The sequence below is a fragment of the Gammaproteobacteria bacterium genome (assembly GCA_029880545.1).
Taxonomy (GTDB): domain Bacteria; phylum Pseudomonadota; class Gammaproteobacteria; order Acidiferrobacterales; family SZUA-150; genus JAOUOD01.
Genome location: JAOUOD010000009.1, coordinates 78,709 through 94,387, shown reverse-complemented (window position 1 = coordinate 94,387; position 15,679 = coordinate 78,709). Strand labels below are relative to the sequence as shown.

Sequence of the window (15,679 nt, the reverse complement as noted above, 5' to 3'; positions counted from 1 at the left end):
AGTTTTTAGACGTGGTCGGGGCGAAAAATATTCCGCTGACCCGGGTGGCAATCAAGCTAATTTGTTAAATTTTTAGTCAGTTATCAAACCTTGGTCGGAATGTTGGCAGCCGTCAAGGAAAACCCTGCCATTTTTGATAGCAAGCCGGTGTTCGGCAAACCACTTTATCGCCAACGGGAAAATGCGGTGCTCCTCGTTCAACACCCGGGCGGCCAGGGTTTCCGCGTTATCACCCGGTTCAATGGGAACCGAGGCCTGAATGATAATAGGGCCGGCGTCCACCTCAGGGGTGACAAAATGTACGGTACAACCGTGCCTGGAGGCGCCCGACTCCAGAGCCCGGGAGTGGGTATTCAAGCCCGGAAAACTGGGCAGCAGAGACGGGTGTATATTGATCATTCGATTGCTGTAGTGCCGGACAAATTCCGGCGATAGCACGCGCATAAATCCCGCCAGTACGACGAGATCCGGATTTTGTGCGTCGATTTCCGTGATCAAGGCCTGCTCGAAACTTGGACGGTCAGGAAAGTTCCGGTGAGCCAAAGTTGTTGTCGGCAACCCCGACGCTGTTGCCAGTGCCAATCCGGGTGCGTCAGGACGATTGCTAATTACACGGGCGACGTCGACCGGCAGATCTCCGGACCCCATTTGCTCGATAATGGCCTGCAGGTTGGATCCGCGGCCGGATATCAGGATGACAATGCGGGTTTTGCCCGAGTGGTTATCGGCATCCGCCATTATTTGATATGCACCTCGGGCGACCCATCGGCGGCTTCGATATGGCCAATCACGACCGGCGTTTCCCCGGCCTTGCGAAGTGTTGCCAGTGCCTGGTCAGCATCATCAGCCGATATGGCGATGACCATGCCAATGCCACAATTAAAGGTGCGATACATTTCCTCGTCGGCGATATTGCCGGTTTCCTGCAGCCAGTCGAATATGGCCGGGCGGGTCCAGCTGCTGACGTCAATGACGGCGCGTGTGTTGTCCGGCAGCACCCGGGGAATATTGCCCGGCAGGCCACCGCCAGTGATATGGGCGATAGCGTGAATAGTTGTTTGTTTCATCAGCTCAAGAACCGCCTTGACGTAAATTCGGGTCGGTGTCAGCAGCACCTCGCCAAAGCTGGAGTCGCCGAAGCTGTCACCCAGGTTGGTGCCTGAATGCTCCAGGACACGACGAACCAGGGAATATCCATTAGAGTGCGGCCCGGTGGAGGCAAGACCTAGTAACACGTCGCCGACCGCCACTTTCGTCCCGTCAATGACCTGGCTGCGCTCAGCGATGCCGACGCAGAACCCGGCAACATCATAGTCATCACCCGTGTACATTCCCGGCATTTCCGCTGTTTCACCGCCAATCAGGGCGGCTCCCGCCTGCCTGCAGCCTTCCCCTATCCCTTCGATGACCCTTGTTGCGGTTTCTGGTTCCAGCTTGCCCGTGGCCAGGTAATCCAGGAAAAACAGGGGTTCAGCACCCTGGACAACGATATCATTGGCGCACATGGCAACGAGATCGATGCCAATGGTGTGGTGAATTCCGGTTTCAATGGCCAGTTTTAACTTGGTGCCGACGCCATCGGTGCCTGAAACCAGCACCGGTTCTTTGTAGCGGTCGGTAGGGATGGCAAACAGGGCGCCGAAACCGCCCAGGCCACCGAGGACTTCCGGCCGCTGCGTGGATTTGGCAATGGGTTTGATGGCCTCGACCAGGGCATCGCCGGCATCAATATCGACACCGGCATCGCGATAGGTGAGGGAAGTCTTGTTGTCCGACTGGCTCATGAATGCGTCCATCATGTGGTGGTGAAGGCCGGATGTTAGGTCGAACGCGGTATTGACGCAACTTGACTTCCAGACCGGCCTTCCCTAGCGTCAGGGCGAGTGGCTATATTCAGGATGAAACGACAGACAACCATGAATCTCAGGAATCTGCCCAACGCCATTACGCTTTCCCGGTTGTTCCTTGTGCCGGTGTTGATCGTTGTGCTCAAGGAAGGCAACTACGAGGCTGCGCTGATGATTTTCCTGCTGGCAGGCATCTCTGATGGCCTGGACGGGTACATCGCCAAGCGGTTCAACCTTGTGAGCCATCTGGGCTCGGTACTGGATCCGCTGGCTGACAAAATGTTGCTGGTAAGCACCTATGTCATGCTCACGATCCTGGGGGATATCCCGTTCTGGCTGATGATGGCCGTAGCATTCCGGGATGTTTTGATTGTTGGCGGCTATATTCTGGTAACGTCGGTGCTGGGCCCGGTACGCATGGAACCGAGCTGGCTCAGTAAGTTCAATACTGTCACCCAGATACTCCTGGTGCTGGTTATCCTGGTTCAGCAGGCTTTCCACGTGCCCGGCGCCTGGGCCAACGAGCCATTGATTTTTGTTGTTTTGCTGACAACGCTGGCAAGTGGTATTCATTATATATGGCTCTGGCTGATCAAAAAGGAAATCACGCCATTGGGTCCGGATCCTGACAACAAGGCCTAAAAGGACAAAGACTGCCAATGAACTCCTCGAAATCGCTGTGGACAACGGCATTGGTGGTCGGGATCGGTGTGCTGGTGTACCTCCTGGCGCCGGTGCTGACCCCGTTTGCCGCTGCTTTTGTGATTGCTTATGTCAGTAATCCACTGGTAGAACGACTGGTCAGATGGAAGCTGTCCCGTACCATGGCCGTGAGCCTGATATTTGTTGTGCTGACCTTGCTGTTGCTGGTCGTGACCCTGATCCTGATTCCGGCGATGCAGAAGCAACTACTGGCGTTTGCCCGGGCGCTGCCACGCTACCTCGACTGGTTCCAGGCGGTGATCCTGCCTTGGCTGCAGCAAAATTTTGGTCTAGCCACTGACGGATTCAATGTCGCCGAAATCAAAGCAGCCCTGATCAGTCATTGGCGCGATATCGGTGGCTTGCTTGGAAAGATGGCGTCACGACTGTCACGATCCGGCATGGCGGTAGTGGAGTTGATAGGAAACCTGGTGTTAATTCCGTTGATTGCCTTCTACTTGATGCGTGACTGGCATAAATTGATGGCTGCGATTCGATCCAGAATTCCTGAGTCCAGGGCCGGCCAATGGTTGCTGTTTATCCGGGAGGCGGATGCGGTGCTGGCAGCCTTTATGCGCGGCCAATTGTCGGTAATGGCTGCACTCACGGTTATTTATGCCGTGGGACTGTCCATAGTCGGGCTGGGCATGGCTTTGCCGGTCGCCATGCTGGCCGGCGCAGTCAGCTTTGTCCCGTACCTGGGTTTTATTATAGGTATGCTGGCTGCCGGCGTGGCGGCGCTGATGGAATTCCAGTCTTTGGCCATGCTGCTGGCTGTACTGGCGGTTTTCATGGTTGGCCAGGTACTGGAAAGTTTTGTCCTGACACCGAAACTGGTTGGTGACCAGGTTGGCCTGCATCCCGTCGCCGTGATCTTTGCCATTATGGCAGGAGGCCAGCTTTTCGGGTTTGTTGGTGTATTGCTGGCTTTGCCGGTAGCAGCGGTACTGGTGGTTTTCATAAACCATTTTGAGGTTCGTGCGAGCTGATCGCTTTTTGTATTTGCCGATGGTCAAACAACAGCTTCCCCTTGATTTGTATCTGCGCGATAGCGCCAGCTTCCTGAATTATGTGGTTGGTGATAACAGCGAAGCTTGTTTTGCGCTGGAATCGTTACCGGACCCCGGTAACCGTCATCGCATGATCTGGTTATCCGGAAGCCCCGGGACCGGCAAATCACATTTGCTGGAGGCACTGTGTCACCGCGCTCTTGAAATGGGGCTGTCGGTTATGTATCTGTCGCTGGATAGTGAGGAAATGCGTGCCACTGATTCGGCAACCAATGTGCTTGACGGGCTCGAGCAGCTGGATGTGATCTGTATCGATGATATCGAGGCGGTTGCGGGTGTTCCGCATTGGGAGCAGGCGTTGTTTGTATTATGTGAGCTCGCCCGGAACAGTGGCTGCGCGCTGGCAATGGCTGCGGACAAGCCGGCAAATGAACTCTCAATCGATTTGCCCGATTTGAAAACAAGATTAGCCGGCTGGTTCCTGGGATATCATCTCAAGCCATTGGCCGATGCCGGCAAGCGGGAAGCACTGCAACGGCGCGCCGAGAATCGTGGATTACACCTGGACGAAGACGTGGTGCAATATGTTTTGAACCGTTACCCTCGTGATATGCACGCGCTGTTTGAGCTGGTTGAGCGCATTGATATTGCCTCAATGACCCACCGGCGACGCGTGACGATCCCGTTTCTCCGAACGCTTGAATAACGGGTTCATTTATCCTTATCTGCCAGTTTCAGTGCCAGTTGCGCCACGCGTTTTCCCAATGCCCGGCACAGGTTTTTTTCTATCTCGGTAAATGGCTTTTCATTCTCGAGACCGGCAACATGGCTGGCACCATAGGGAGTGCCGCCAGACTGTGTTTCATTTAAACCGGGTTCTGAATAGGGCAGCCCGGCCAGGATCATGCCGTGATGAAACAGCGGGATCATCATTGATAACAAGGTGCTTTCCTGGCCACCGTGCAAGCTGCCACTCGAGGTAAACACGGCCGCAGGTTTTCCGGACAATGCGGCAGATAACCATAGCGGTGTTGTGGATTCCAGAAAGAATTTGAGTGGCGCCGCCATGTTTCCAAAGCGTGCCGGTGACCCGAGAACCAGGCCGCCACAGCGTTCAAGATCCGACAGTTCTACCAGGGCAATGTCGTCATCCAGGATTTCCGGCACACCCTGGTTATTTGACCGAATTTCGGAAACCGTGCGCAGGCAAGTTGTCACCCCTGGTATGGATTCCACGCCGCGAGCGATTTGTCTTGCCATGGCCTTGGTTGCGCCATGACGACTATAGTACAGAACAAGAATTTCCATTGCGGCGCGCCTAGATTATATCGAGTACTTTTTCGGGTGGTCGGCCAATAATGGCCTTGTTGCCATGAATGACAATGGGTCGCTCAATCAGTTTCGGGAACGCCAGCATAGCCTTGATCACTGTATCATCATCAAGATTTTCGTCTGATAGGCCGGCAAGTTTGAATTCCTCTTCACCCTTCCGCAGCAAGTCGCGGGCGGCTACACCCAGTTGCCTGATAATGTTCCTGAGTTCATTTTCATCGGGCGGTGTATCCAGATATTTTACGATTTCCGGATTCAGTCCCTGCTGTTCGAGCAGTTCAAGTGCCTTGCGAGATTTGCTGCAACGCGGGTTGTGATAGATCTTTATTGACATTCGACCTCCGGTGTAATTTATCTGTACGAGCGGCGCGGACAAATCCAGCGTCATCACCGCGGTACCTTGACAGCGCCAAAGCCCGGATGTTAGCGTGGAACCAGCATAAAAATCGAATTTGACCCACAAAAGTACTTGAGAAGGCAGGACTGAATATGAATAAAAAATGGTTAGGATTGGGAGTCGCCGTATTTCTGATGGCCGGGTGTGCTTCAACCGAGGAGCAGCCGCCTGCGGAAGTCGAGCAAGCCAAACCCGCTGAAGAACCGGCAGCACCGGCAGCGAATGCCAATGATAGCTATACCGTGGTAAGCGGCGATCACCTTTGGGGTATTTCCGGTCAAGGTCGAATTTACGGAAATCCATACCAGTGGCCGTTGATTTACAAGGCCAATGCTGACCAGATTGAAGATGCGGATCTGATCAAACCGGGCCAGGTATTGACTATTGATCGTAATGCTTCTGCAGCGGACATCGATGCGGCGGTCAACCATGCCAAGACCCGCGGTGCCTGGACTCTGGGCCAGACTGAAGCCTCGGACAAGGCCTATCTTGGCAGGTAATCGAACGATCTCCTGCCCTGTGTAACAGGGCAGGTTTCCAGGAAAACCTGAAAAAAACAAAGCCCCGGTTTATTCCGGGGCTTTGTTTTTTCAGGGGCCGGGTGAACTGAAGTGCGCCTAGTCGAACCCGGGAAGGCTGAAGGTAAATCGTTCATAAGAGCCAGTTACTTCTACAAGTTTGTGTGCAACCGCCCGCCGAAATGACTGGCCGTCATCAATATAAATAAACCTGTCGGGCCGGAAAATTCCACGCGGCGCTATCAGGGTTTTTGCCTGCTTGAGTGCCGGTATTTCTGACAGGAATATCGCGGGCATGAATTCGCTTTCCTCGCGCGGGGCTTCCAGGGTCTTGATCTTGACCGCTGTACCGCTGGGCGCCAATCGCTGTATCCCGACTTCCATCTTGTCGGGACCGGTATTGCGCATCCAGCGAATCGTTCCTATGGAATAGAGCCTCTTTTCTCCCACGGTCCTGAATACCATTAATTCACCAACCCGAACCTGTGCCAGGCTTTTGCTGGCTTTTTCTGCAGCCAGTCCGCCGGCGCTTTCATCCAGTATGTCCCAGGCGCTGCAGATAAATGAGGGTCCGGGCTGCTGGGTCTTGCCAGAATCTATGTCGGTGGTCTTGCCTGTTTCTGAAAGGGTTCGGTCAGGCATGGCGTAGAGTGTGCCTATGCGCGTGCGTTGCTGGAATGGGCCCATGAATTCACTACTGGTACGTACGGGCTTGCCATCATTAACAAAGTGTACGGCCGCATCCAGGCCAAATGCTGCTTCAATTTGGGCACCTGCTGTCATCTTGCGCGGGAACACACGTTTCGGGTTTACACCCCAGGAATTGATCAGTCTTACCAGCATTTCTCTGGCCAGGTTGTCGAAAAAATTCTCGCCCAGCCCCTGGTCGGCTGGTCGTTTGCCTCCTTGCAACGCGGTAAGTTGCGCGTGGATTCCTCGTGCCAGTTCCAGCGTAATTAACAGGCGGGTGGAAGCTGGATCAAGTTTCTGGTTTTCGTCGATGTATACAAGACCAGCCAGGTCCGACTCAAGATTGATCAGGAATTGGCAGTTTTCGCCGATCTGGCTATCGGGCGTCGGACTTAGTCGCGCCATGGGCGCCATCAGATCAAGATAGTGATTGATCTTGATGATCATGCGTGACGGCAGGTGATAGGGATCGCTAAGGTCGAGCAGTAATGCCTGCTTGTAAACATGATCAATACTGCTGTGCGATGTTGCCTGGTTGAAAGCGTCATCAACCGGCATGCCGATAATGCCCGTTTCTTCAGAGAAATGATAAAGTGAATGCAGTTGCTTCCAGGTGCCAGTCGGGTACGGCGCATAAAACTGGTATGAATGCATTAAGGTGGCAGTCAGGTAGCGAATGGCGCGCTGTATTGGCAGTGCGAGGCGAGCTGCCTGGCGGCCGCTAAGTTTGCTTTTGGCCTTGTTGTAGGCATCCTGGATCACATGCTTGTAGCCATGCGCCATTTCAATATGAAAATGCCTGACCTGCTCAGCCGTGAGGCTGTGTTTTTCCGGTAGCGGCAAGGGCAGACCGGCATAGGAGCGCTGCAGCTTATCGGTGATCAATCGGACTGGCTCCCTGAACAACTCCATGATTTTCAGGCGGTCATCCGGGTCGATGTCCACCCGGTTAATCATCATCAGGGTTTTATGAACCTCGTGCCCGGCATCAGATGCGTTGAGCATTGGCAAGTTTTCCAGCCATTTTTTGATCTTGGCAGGGTTGGTCGGTATGTCGCGGGTGTCGGCACTGGGGGCCGGTTCGGGGAGCGACAAAAACAATTCCATGATGACCTCTTTCCTGTTGGTGTGTTCGCTTGCCGTTTCTAAAGCAAGACTTTCTTATTTTTCATAACGTTAACGCATCTTATCTAAACTTGGCCCCGGGAACAAAAGAGATTTTTACATGCACTTCTTAGCCCAGGTTCTCGATGATGCCTTCCCGGGCAGCTTGCTCGACCAGTTGATCAAAAGCTTCCTGGGTCATCAGGCCGGTTTCGGCCACCAATTCCCTGACCGGGCGACCGGTTTTCTGGGATTCCTTGGCCACTTCGGCAGCCTTGGCATAGCCGATTGCGGTATTAAGCAGTGTTGCCAGTCCGACGCTGGAATGGGCGTAATCCAGGCAGCGTTGGCGATCAATTTGCAGTTCCTTGAGATTCTTCTCCGTGGCCGCATTAATGGCGTTGGTGATCCAGTCCATGGCATCAAACAGGGCAGAGCCCATTGCCGGCATCATTACGTTTAGCTCCAGCTGGCCAGCCGACACCATCTGGCTGATAGCGGCATCCTGTCCCAGCACCTGGTAGCAGGTCTGATTGAGCATTTCCCACATCACCGGGTTCACCTTTCCCGGCATAATCGAAGAGCCGGGTTGAACAGCAGGCAAAATCACTTCGGCCATACCGGTGCGTGGACCGGATACCAGCAGGCGCATGTCGTTGCTGATGCGCGTGACTTCCAGTGTCAGGCTGCGAATGGCATTGGACAGGTTCTGGATGTCGGTCATGGACTGCATTTGAGCTGCCAGGTCGGTCGCGGGGCGAATGGCTTCACCGGTCAACCTGGCCAGTTCTTTTGCCACAGCTTCAATGTAGCCGGGCGCGGTATTCAGTGCCGTTCCCGCCGCCGAGCCGCCGAGCCCGATTTCACAAAGCGGGTCCCGTGTCGCGTCAATCCGGTCCGCGCAGCGTCGCAGGGTCCAGGCGTAGGCGCCAAACGCACGACCGACGGTGGTGGGCACGGCATCCTGGAGATGCGTACGGCCGGATTTAATGGTGTCTTTTTCCCGTTCGGCAATGCGCGCGTATTCGTTGGCCATACCATGCACGGCATCAAGCAAGCGTGGCAACTTGGCCAGTGCCGCCAGCCGTATGGCTGTGGGGATTGTGTCATTGGTACTCTGACCCATGTTCACGTGATCGTTGGGATTGACAGGGCTGTAAGCACCCTTGTTGCCACCAAGCGCAACATTGGCCAGGTTGGCGATGACTTCGTTACTGTTCATGTTGTGGCTGGTTCCGGCGCCTGCCTGGAACCGGTCGACCACGAACTGCTCGAGGTATTCGCCGGCAATGATTTTTTCCGCCGCATCCATTATGGCTTGGGCGTGACCGCCGTCGAGCCAGCCGCAATCACGGTTTGCTGACGCTGCGGCATATTTAATGCGAACATGGGCGATGATGAAGTCGCGATCCGGTTTGCGCCCGGAAATGGGGAAATTGTCGATTGCGCGAGCGGTCTGGATGCCGTACCACGCAGAGTCCGGAACCGGGTAGTCACCGAGACTGTCTTTCTCGGTACGGAATTTTTCGGTCATTTTGTACTCCAACGATTGCTGGGTCGCATTATAGGGTAGATATCGACGGGAATGCATCTTTCCCTTGTTGCGTCCCAATCTGGTCACTACATGAGGATAAACCGGTGTTAAGCGGAAAATTTCGGAATATTTTGACAGTCATATTGTTGGTGCTGTCGTTGACCGCCGGTGCTGCGGCACCTGACGTGCTCGTTCACGATACCAATGGTGGCAAGCACAACCTGAACGAATATATCGGCAAGGGCCAGTGGACGGTGGCAGTGCTTTGGGCGCACGACTGCCATGTCTGTAACGAGGAAATTCATGAAATGACATTTTTCCATTCGGACAGCAAGACCAGGGATGCGCGCGTGCTGGGAATCTCGGTTGACGGCCTGGCCGGAAGGGAAAAGGCGGCGGGGTTTATCAGGAAACATGAGCTGGAATTTCCCAATGTCATTATCGAACCGCGCCAGGAAGAAATCATGAAACTTGGCGGTGGCAAGTTTGTTGGTACGCCAACCTTCTATATTTTTTCACCCGATGGCGAACTGGTTGCCCGCAGCGTGGGCGCTATCAGCGGTGACGAAATTCGGGAATTTATTGATTCGCAGAAAGCTGCCAGGTCACCGGCAAAGCCGGCTTCCTGAGTTGCAATTGGCCAGAATATTCGTGCAGCTTGCTGGATGTTCAGGTATTGTTTTCGCTTGAGTGATGCGCTTGATCAGTTGTTGTTGAGGAATTGCAGATGTTTGCCAGCGTATGCGGTATGGCTAACCCGGTTCCGGGGTATCTGAACCGGGTTGTTGTGGGTCTTTTATCAGCATGCTTGCTGGCCATGCTGTTTGGCATGGCTGTTGCCCGGGCCGATACCCGAATTCGTGACCCGATGGAGCATTTTTTCAACCAGAGTTTTGCTGATCTGCCTGATGAAGTTGCGCAGTCAAAAAAGGAAGGCAGGTTTGGCATTATGCTGATGTTCGGCAACGACGATTGCCCCTGGTGCTCAAAGATGAAAGCCACCATATTCAACCAGGTACCGGTACAGGATTATTTCCGCAAGCATTTTCGAATAATCGAAATTGATACCGAGGGCGACACCTCCATGGTGGATTTTGATGGCAAGGAGATGAGCCAGAAGGATTTTGCATTCCGCGTTCACCGGGTCAGGGCGACACCGGTATTCAAGTTCTTTGATCTGAATGGCAAGGAACTGGTCAAGCATCTGGGTACTGCCAAAACACCGGAAGAATTCATCTGGCTTGGTGAGTTTGTGGTCGACGGGCATTACAAGTCCGGCCGCTTCAATGTGTACAAACGGGAAAAAACAAAGGCGCAGCAACAGTAGCCGCGATCCATGAATGTTTGGGAGCGTTTTTTGATGATCAGGAAGAGTTTCCTGTCATTACTTCTGGCGGTGCCCGGCCTGGCTGTGGCCGAACCGTTGCCGGATCCCTTGACACTGGATCACGCCCTGTCTCTCGCGGCAAATCACCCGGATGTTGCTGTTGCCGAGGCCAGGTACGAAACATCAAAGGCGGAAGCCGACCTGGTTGATGCGCAGAATGGTTTCCGTGTGGAATTGTATCTGAATCCTCGATATGCCGACCCTTATAATGATGATTCCGATTCCGGTTATATCAATGACAGCATGGGCAGCCTGTCGGTTCGCAAGCGCGTATACGATTTTGGTCGTAACTCGTCAAAGTACAGCGCGGCCCGTTCGCGCAGCCTCGCGCATGAAGCCGAGCTGCTGAATACCGGTAAGCTGGCGCAGTTGCGTGTGATGCGATATTTTTTTGATGTTCTTCTCGCTGATCTGCGTTACATGTACGACAACGAATTCATGGCCCATAAGTATGTTCGTTTTGACAAGGCGCGCGAAAGAAAAAATCTTGGCCAGTTGTCTGAAGTGGATGTGCTCGAGCATGAGACTGTATACCAGGACGCCCTGATTATCCGTACCCGGAGCCAGGCAGCCCAAAGCAATACGCGGGCGCGATTGGCGGCGATACTGGGACGGTCCGGCGAGTTGCCGGCCAACGTGATGCGCCCCGAGATGAAAGCCGTCGTGGCACGCGAACTTCCTGAATACCAGAAAACGCTTGAAGAAGTCAGGCAGCACAGCAAGCTGCTTGCCGCAGCCCGGCTCGAATTGGCCGGCGCTGAAGCTGATCATGTTGCTGCCAGGGCCCGGCGTTATCCCGTGCTTGATGCCGCAGTCAGTGCCAATCGCTATGAGCGTGAGATCGGAAATCGGGATTCCGGCAGCGTCGAGCTGCAGTTGCGCGTACCAATTTACCAGGGCGGGCTGGCATCGGCCGAGATTGCCAGTGCCGACGCCCGGGTCAGGCAGGCATCCGCCCGGTTGCGTGCCGTTGAGCTTCAGCTTGAGCAACATGTGCTTGACCTGGTTCAGCGCGTCGAAGTGCTCAAGGTCAGGGTCAGGGCTGCGCGCGTTCGTCTCGACTATCGTGACCTGGTGCTTGATCGCAACCGGGCATTGTATGAAATGGAAGCACAGACAACGCTCGGCGACTCCATGGCCGGGGTCACCGAGGCGCAGTGGCAGGCAGCCGAGGCAGAATTCGAGTTAGTATTGGCATGGGCGGAGCTGGACGCCCTGCGGGGGCGGCAGTTCGATCAGTTTCAGGAGGAAGGCAAATGAGATGCAACCGTGTCGGCTGGCTGGTTCTGTTGATGCTGCTGCCGGCATCACCGGCCGGGGCGATGGACGCCGTGGTGGATTGGGCACACAAGGTTGAAATGGCCTTGCCGGTATCCGGCGTAATTGCCGAGGTGAACGTCGGTGCCGGCCAGGTGGTCAAGAAGGGCGATACTTTGTTGAGCCTGGAGACTGCGCCGTTTGTCTCGGCAGTGCAGCAGGCGGAAGCAGCCCTGGTACGGGCAAGATTGCAATACAAGAAAGCCAGGCGCGATGATGACCAGGCGCGTGAACTGTATGAACGCCAGGTGCTGTCCAATACACAGCTGGAAGATGCCGCCATGGCGTTGCAGGACGCATCGGCAACAGTGAAGGATGCGCGTGCAAGACTGGAAATGGCAAAGTATGAAATGGCCAAGAGTCGGCTGTCAGCACCATTTGATGCAGTTGTGCTGGAAGTGAAGGCGGTGGCAGGGCAGACCATTATCAGCCGCGTGCAGGCGCACCCGCTGGTTTTGCTGGCAAGTCATGGACAATATCTTGCCAGGGCAACCACGTCAGCTTCGCAAGGCATAACCATAGGCCAGCAACTGCTGGTGAAGGGCGATGGTATCAAGGTGAATGGCAAGGTGCGTTCGATTGTGCCTGTTGATGGTGATATCAAGTTCGAATTGGTGTTTGGATCTGACAAGGTCTTGCGTCCCGGTGCGCGTGTTGAGATTCATCCTGTTGACGGAAGCAGCAAGTGATTTGCCGTCATTACCTGGTCGACGGAAAGGTCCAGGGCGTATTTTATCGTGCTTCAACGCAACAACAGGCGCAACGGCTCGGCCTTACGGGCTGGGTTCGCAACCGGCAAGATGGCCGGGTGGAGCTGGTGGCGTGCGGGAATGAAACGGCGCTAAACGAGCTGGAGGCGTGGCTGCATGAAGGACCGGGTCACGCACGAGTAGATTCAGTTATCGCAGAATCCATCGCACATGAAGTTCATGCAACCTTTGATGTTCGTTACTAGCGCTGCTTACTGGCTGAACCAGCGATTGTTGTAGGCGGCGTAAACCTTCTTCGGGTAATTCCAGCGCCCGGTACTGCCGTTGTAACGACCCAGTGCACGAAACAGGTTGCCTTTTTCCTTGTCCAGGTAGTACTTGAGTATGGTGCAGCCGTATCTCAGGTTGGTTCGAACATGAAACAGGCTGTCACCCGGCTTGCCGATCTCCTTTTGCCAGAACGGCATGACCTGCATCAGGCCACGGGCGCCCGCCCTGGAAACCGCGCCCGGATTGAAGTTGCTTTCCACCTCGATCACTGCCAGTACCAGTTCCGGCTTCAGCCCGGCTCGCGTGGCTTCGTAGTGAGTTGTCTTGAGAAAGTCTATGCGCTGCCTTTCATCCTTCATTTTGCGTGCCAGCCGGCCTGACATATCCGCCAGCCATACCTGGGCATCAAAATGATCCGGAAAACTGTCGGCTTCGCGCGCCGCCTTGTGCAGCAGGTCGCGCAACTCCGTATCGACAGGGTCAGGTGTTATTGTAACGGGCTCATCAGCAACAGCAGCGCCCGTAACGAGCAACTGTACAAGCCACATCCATCGCAAGCCGGCTTTGAGCATGGTTGGTCAGCCTGTGTTGATCAATGACTCAGCATGGATTCCAGTTTATGCACGACTTCGGCCATAGGCCATTCTTCCGCTTCGGGTTTGTGCCGTGACTTGTATTCGATCATGCCACTCTTGAGACCACGGTCGCCGATGACCAGTCGATGAGGAATACCGACAAGATCCATATCGGCAAACATGACGCCGGGGCGCTCGTTACGATCATCAAGCAGTACATCAATACCAAGGTCACGCAACTCGTCGTATATGCGTTCGGCAGCCTGGCGAACTTCTTCTGACCGCTGCATGCCAATGGGTACGATGACGACACTGAACGGGGCAATGGCTTCGGGCCACTTGAGGCCGCTGTCATCATGATTCTGTTCAATGGCGGCAGCCACGATTCGTGATACGCCAATACCGTAACAGCCCATGGTCATGATGACGCTCTTGCCTGATTCATCAAGGCAGGTGGCATTCATGGCCTCGGAATATTTTTTGCCAAGCTGGAAAATATGACCCACCTCTACACCGCGACGTATCTTCAGGCTGCCGCTGCATTCTGAGCCGGCAGGTTGTGGATGCGGACACGGATCGGCATCCACGGCTGAGCGCAGGTCGGCAACATCCGGCTCCGGCAAGTCGCGCCCCCAGTTCACATTGACCAGGTGTTTGCCGTTTTCGTTGGCGCCGCAAACAAAGTTTGCCAGCCGTGCGGCGCTTTCGTCGGCAATTATGCGCAAGTCGAGTCCGCGCGGGCCGATGGAGCCGGGTTCACAACCGGCGGCCATTTCCACTTCGGCCGGGCTGATGAATTCCAGCGGCTTCGACAGTTCGGGCAGTTTTTCGGCCTTGATGACATTCAGTTCGTGGTCACCACGAAGCACCAGGGCGACCGGGCCGCCAGCACCTTTGACCAGCAATGTCTTGACGGTTTGGGAAGCATCAATTTTCAGGAATGCGGATACTTCTTCGATAGTGTGCGCGCCAGGGGTCGCCACTTCGTTCATGGTCGCGCCGGGTTCGGGGCGCTTGCCAACCGGTGGCAGTGCCGGTGCCAATTCAACGTTGGCGGCGTAACCGCAGGTATCACAAATGGCAATGGCGTCTTCACCTGAATCGGCAAGCACGTGGAACTCGTGTGACTTGCTGCCGCCGATGGAGCCGGAATCTGCTTCAACCGGGCGGAATTCCAGGCCCAGGCGTTCGAAAATGCGGCTGTAGGTCGCATGCATCAGGTCATAGGTTTCCTGCAGCGAATCCTGGTCCAGGTGGAACGAGTAGGCATCTTTCATGACAAATTCGCGGGCGCGCATGACGCCGAAGCGTGGTCGCACCTCGTCGCGGAACTTGGTCTGGATCTGGTAGAAATTTGCCGGCAATTGGCGGTAGCTGCGAATTTCGCGGCGCATCAGATCGGTGATTATCTCTTCGTGGGTCGGGCCAAAAACAAAATCGCGATGATGGCGATCATGCAGGCGCAACAGTTCAGGACCATAGGCTTCCCAGCGTCCTGACTCCTGCCATAATTCGGCCGGCTGGATGGCGGGCATGAGTACTTCCTGGGCGCCGGCGCGATCCATCTCCTGGCGAACAATGGTTTCAACCTTGCGCAAAACGCGCAGACCCAAGGGTAGCCAGCTGTACAGGCCGGCGGCCAGCTTGCGAATCAGGCCGGCGCGGAGCATGAGCTTGTGGGAGACGATTTCGGCGTCGGAAGGTGTTTCCTTTACCGTGGCCAGGAGAAACTGGGAGCTGCGCATTGTTTTTGATATTTCCGGTATGTAGTCAGGTTGTCGGGAGCCGGAGTATTACCACCCCAGCGCGTCCTGGACAATATTATCCACCAATTTTTCCACCGCCTGCAGTGCTTTTTTGGATTCCGGGCTGCCCGTAATTTCGGGTTTGCGGTAGGCAAGATAGGTTTTGCCCGGTTCGCCCGGTAGCGTGTATACGGCAATGATGAAGGGGCAGAAGACAATGTGGCGTGGATTGGCTTCCATCATGGTGCGGGAGATGGATGCGCTGCAAAATTCCATGGCCTCGGCATGTTCGTAGATTTCCTGTTTGGCACCTATGTCTTTGCCGGTACGGCTGAGCATGTTGCCAATATGGGAGACGTTGTTAATGACCAGGCCTTGCCCGGTAATGGCCAGCTTCAATGCATCACGCACTTCCTCGAAGGAGCCGTCGGCCTTGTATTCCCGCATGTAGCTGTTTTCAAAAACAGGTTTGGCGGCGTTAGCTGGCAGTGCGACTGCCCATACAGTCAGGATTAAAAACGAATAAAACAATGATCGCATC

The 15,679-nt window shown here is 54.9% G+C and carries 18 protein-coding genes; 9 read left to right on the top strand and 9 right to left on the bottom strand.

What is annotated here, in order from left to right:
• Positions 1–72: 72 nt before the first annotated feature.
• Together purN and purM are read right to left on the bottom strand one after the other, a co-directional pair.
• The gene (gene purN, locus OEZ10_11340) at positions 73–738 is read right to left on the bottom strand and encodes a phosphoribosylglycinamide formyltransferase (GenBank protein ID MDH5633575.1); all 666 of its coding nucleotides are present in this window, start codon (positions 736–738) and stop codon (positions 73–75) included.
• The gene (purM, locus tag OEZ10_11335; protein ID MDH5633574.1) at positions 738–1,784 is read right to left on the bottom strand and encodes a phosphoribosylformylglycinamidine cyclo-ligase; all 1,047 of its coding nucleotides are present in this window, start codon (positions 1,782–1,784) and stop codon (positions 738–740) included. Before purM ends, purN begins: the two co-directional genes overlap by 1 nt.
• A 114-nt stretch (positions 1,785–1,898) precedes the next feature.
• Between purM and OEZ10_11330 the strand changes: the two genes are divergently transcribed.
• From OEZ10_11330 to hda, 3 genes are read left to right on the top strand one after another with little or no spacing between them, the layout of a single operon-like run.
• Positions 1,899–2,489, top strand: a complete 591-nt coding sequence (locus OEZ10_11330; GenBank protein ID MDH5633573.1) for a CDP-alcohol phosphatidyltransferase family protein — start codon at positions 1,899–1,901, stop codon at positions 2,487–2,489.
• A 17-nt stretch (positions 2,490–2,506) separates the two neighbouring features.
• Positions 2,507–3,538, top strand: a complete 1,032-nt coding sequence (locus OEZ10_11325) for an AI-2E family transporter (GenBank protein ID MDH5633572.1) — start codon at positions 2,507–2,509, stop codon at positions 3,536–3,538.
• A 19-nt stretch (positions 3,539–3,557) separates the two neighbouring features.
• A complete protein-coding gene (gene hda / locus OEZ10_11320; GenBank protein ID MDH5633571.1) occupies positions 3,558–4,265 on the top strand; it encodes a DnaA regulatory inactivator Hda in 708 nt (235 codons plus the stop codon).
• 5 nt (positions 4,266–4,270) lie between these two features.
• Here hda and wrbA read toward each other — a convergent pair whose 3' ends face one another.
• Together wrbA and arsC are read right to left on the bottom strand one after the other, a co-directional pair.
• On the bottom strand, positions 4,271–4,867 hold the full coding sequence (gene wrbA, locus OEZ10_11315) for an NAD(P)H:quinone oxidoreductase (protein MDH5633570.1): 597 nt from the start codon (positions 4,865–4,867) through the stop codon (positions 4,271–4,273).
• A 10-nt stretch (positions 4,868–4,877) separates the two neighbouring features.
• Positions 4,878–5,225 carry an arsenate reductase (glutaredoxin) gene (gene arsC, locus OEZ10_11310; protein ID MDH5633569.1) on the bottom strand — a complete coding sequence of 116 codons (348 nt, stop codon included), beginning with the start codon at positions 5,223–5,225 and terminating at the stop codon, positions 4,878–4,880.
• 155 nt (positions 5,226–5,380) lie between these two features.
• Here arsC and OEZ10_11305 point away from each other — a divergent pair, with 155 nt between their 5' ends.
• Positions 5,381–5,788, top strand: a complete 408-nt coding sequence (locus OEZ10_11305) for a LysM peptidoglycan-binding domain-containing protein (protein ID MDH5633568.1) — start codon at positions 5,381–5,383, stop codon at positions 5,786–5,788.
• Between the two features lie 117 nt (positions 5,789–5,905).
• Here OEZ10_11305 and OEZ10_11300 read toward each other — a convergent pair whose 3' ends face one another.
• Positions 5,906–7,603 carry a hypothetical protein gene (locus tag OEZ10_11300; protein MDH5633567.1) on the bottom strand — a complete coding sequence of 566 codons (1,698 nt, stop codon included), beginning with the start codon at positions 7,601–7,603 and terminating at the stop codon, positions 5,906–5,908.
• Positions 7,604–7,730: 127 nt separating this feature from the next.
• A complete protein-coding gene (locus tag OEZ10_11295) occupies positions 7,731–9,134 on the bottom strand; it encodes an aspartate ammonia-lyase (protein ID MDH5633566.1) in 1,404 nt (467 codons plus the stop codon).
• Positions 9,135–9,265: 131 nt separating this feature from the next.
• On the opposite strand from OEZ10_11295, the gene OEZ10_11290 reads away from it, so the two are divergent.
• From OEZ10_11290 to OEZ10_11270, 5 genes are all read left to right on the top strand, one after another.
• Positions 9,266–9,763, top strand: coding sequence for a peroxiredoxin family protein (locus tag OEZ10_11290; protein MDH5633565.1), 498 nt, complete (start codon positions 9,266–9,268; stop codon positions 9,761–9,763).
• Between the two features lie 98 nt (positions 9,764–9,861).
• Positions 9,862–10,461, top strand: a complete 600-nt coding sequence (locus OEZ10_11285) for a thioredoxin family protein (protein ID MDH5633564.1) — start codon at positions 9,862–9,864, stop codon at positions 10,459–10,461.
• A 33-nt stretch (positions 10,462–10,494) separates the two neighbouring features.
• Positions 10,495–11,781, top strand: coding sequence for a TolC family protein (locus OEZ10_11280; GenBank protein MDH5633563.1), 1,287 nt, complete (start codon positions 10,495–10,497; stop codon positions 11,779–11,781).
• Complete coding sequence (locus tag OEZ10_11275; protein MDH5633562.1) at positions 11,778–12,527, top strand: efflux RND transporter periplasmic adaptor subunit; 750 nt, start codon at positions 11,778–11,780, stop codon at positions 12,525–12,527. The genes OEZ10_11280 and OEZ10_11275 overlap by 4 nt, the downstream gene beginning before the upstream one ends.
• Positions 12,524–12,793: an acylphosphatase gene (locus OEZ10_11270; protein ID MDH5633561.1), complete on the top strand. Its 270-nt coding sequence runs from the start codon at positions 12,524–12,526 to the stop codon at positions 12,791–12,793. Before OEZ10_11275 ends, OEZ10_11270 begins: the two co-directional genes overlap by 4 nt.
• A 6-nt stretch (positions 12,794–12,799) precedes the next feature.
• Here OEZ10_11270 and OEZ10_11265 read toward each other — a convergent pair whose 3' ends face one another.
• Genes OEZ10_11265 through OEZ10_11255 form a run of 3 tightly spaced genes read right to left on the bottom strand, consistent with a single transcriptional unit; the run spans position 12,800 to position 15,678 of the window.
• Positions 12,800–13,390, bottom strand: coding sequence for a lytic transglycosylase domain-containing protein (locus tag OEZ10_11265; GenBank protein ID MDH5633560.1), 591 nt, complete (start codon positions 13,388–13,390; stop codon positions 12,800–12,802).
• 20 nt (positions 13,391–13,410) lie between these two features.
• Complete coding sequence (locus tag OEZ10_11260) at positions 13,411–15,138, bottom strand: proline--tRNA ligase (protein MDH5633559.1); 1,728 nt, start codon at positions 15,136–15,138, stop codon at positions 13,411–13,413.
• A 48-nt stretch (positions 15,139–15,186) separates the two neighbouring features.
• Positions 15,187–15,678: a DUF302 domain-containing protein gene (locus tag OEZ10_11255; protein ID MDH5633558.1), complete on the bottom strand. Its 492-nt coding sequence runs from the start codon at positions 15,676–15,678 to the stop codon at positions 15,187–15,189.
• Position 15,679: the final 1 nt, after the last annotated feature.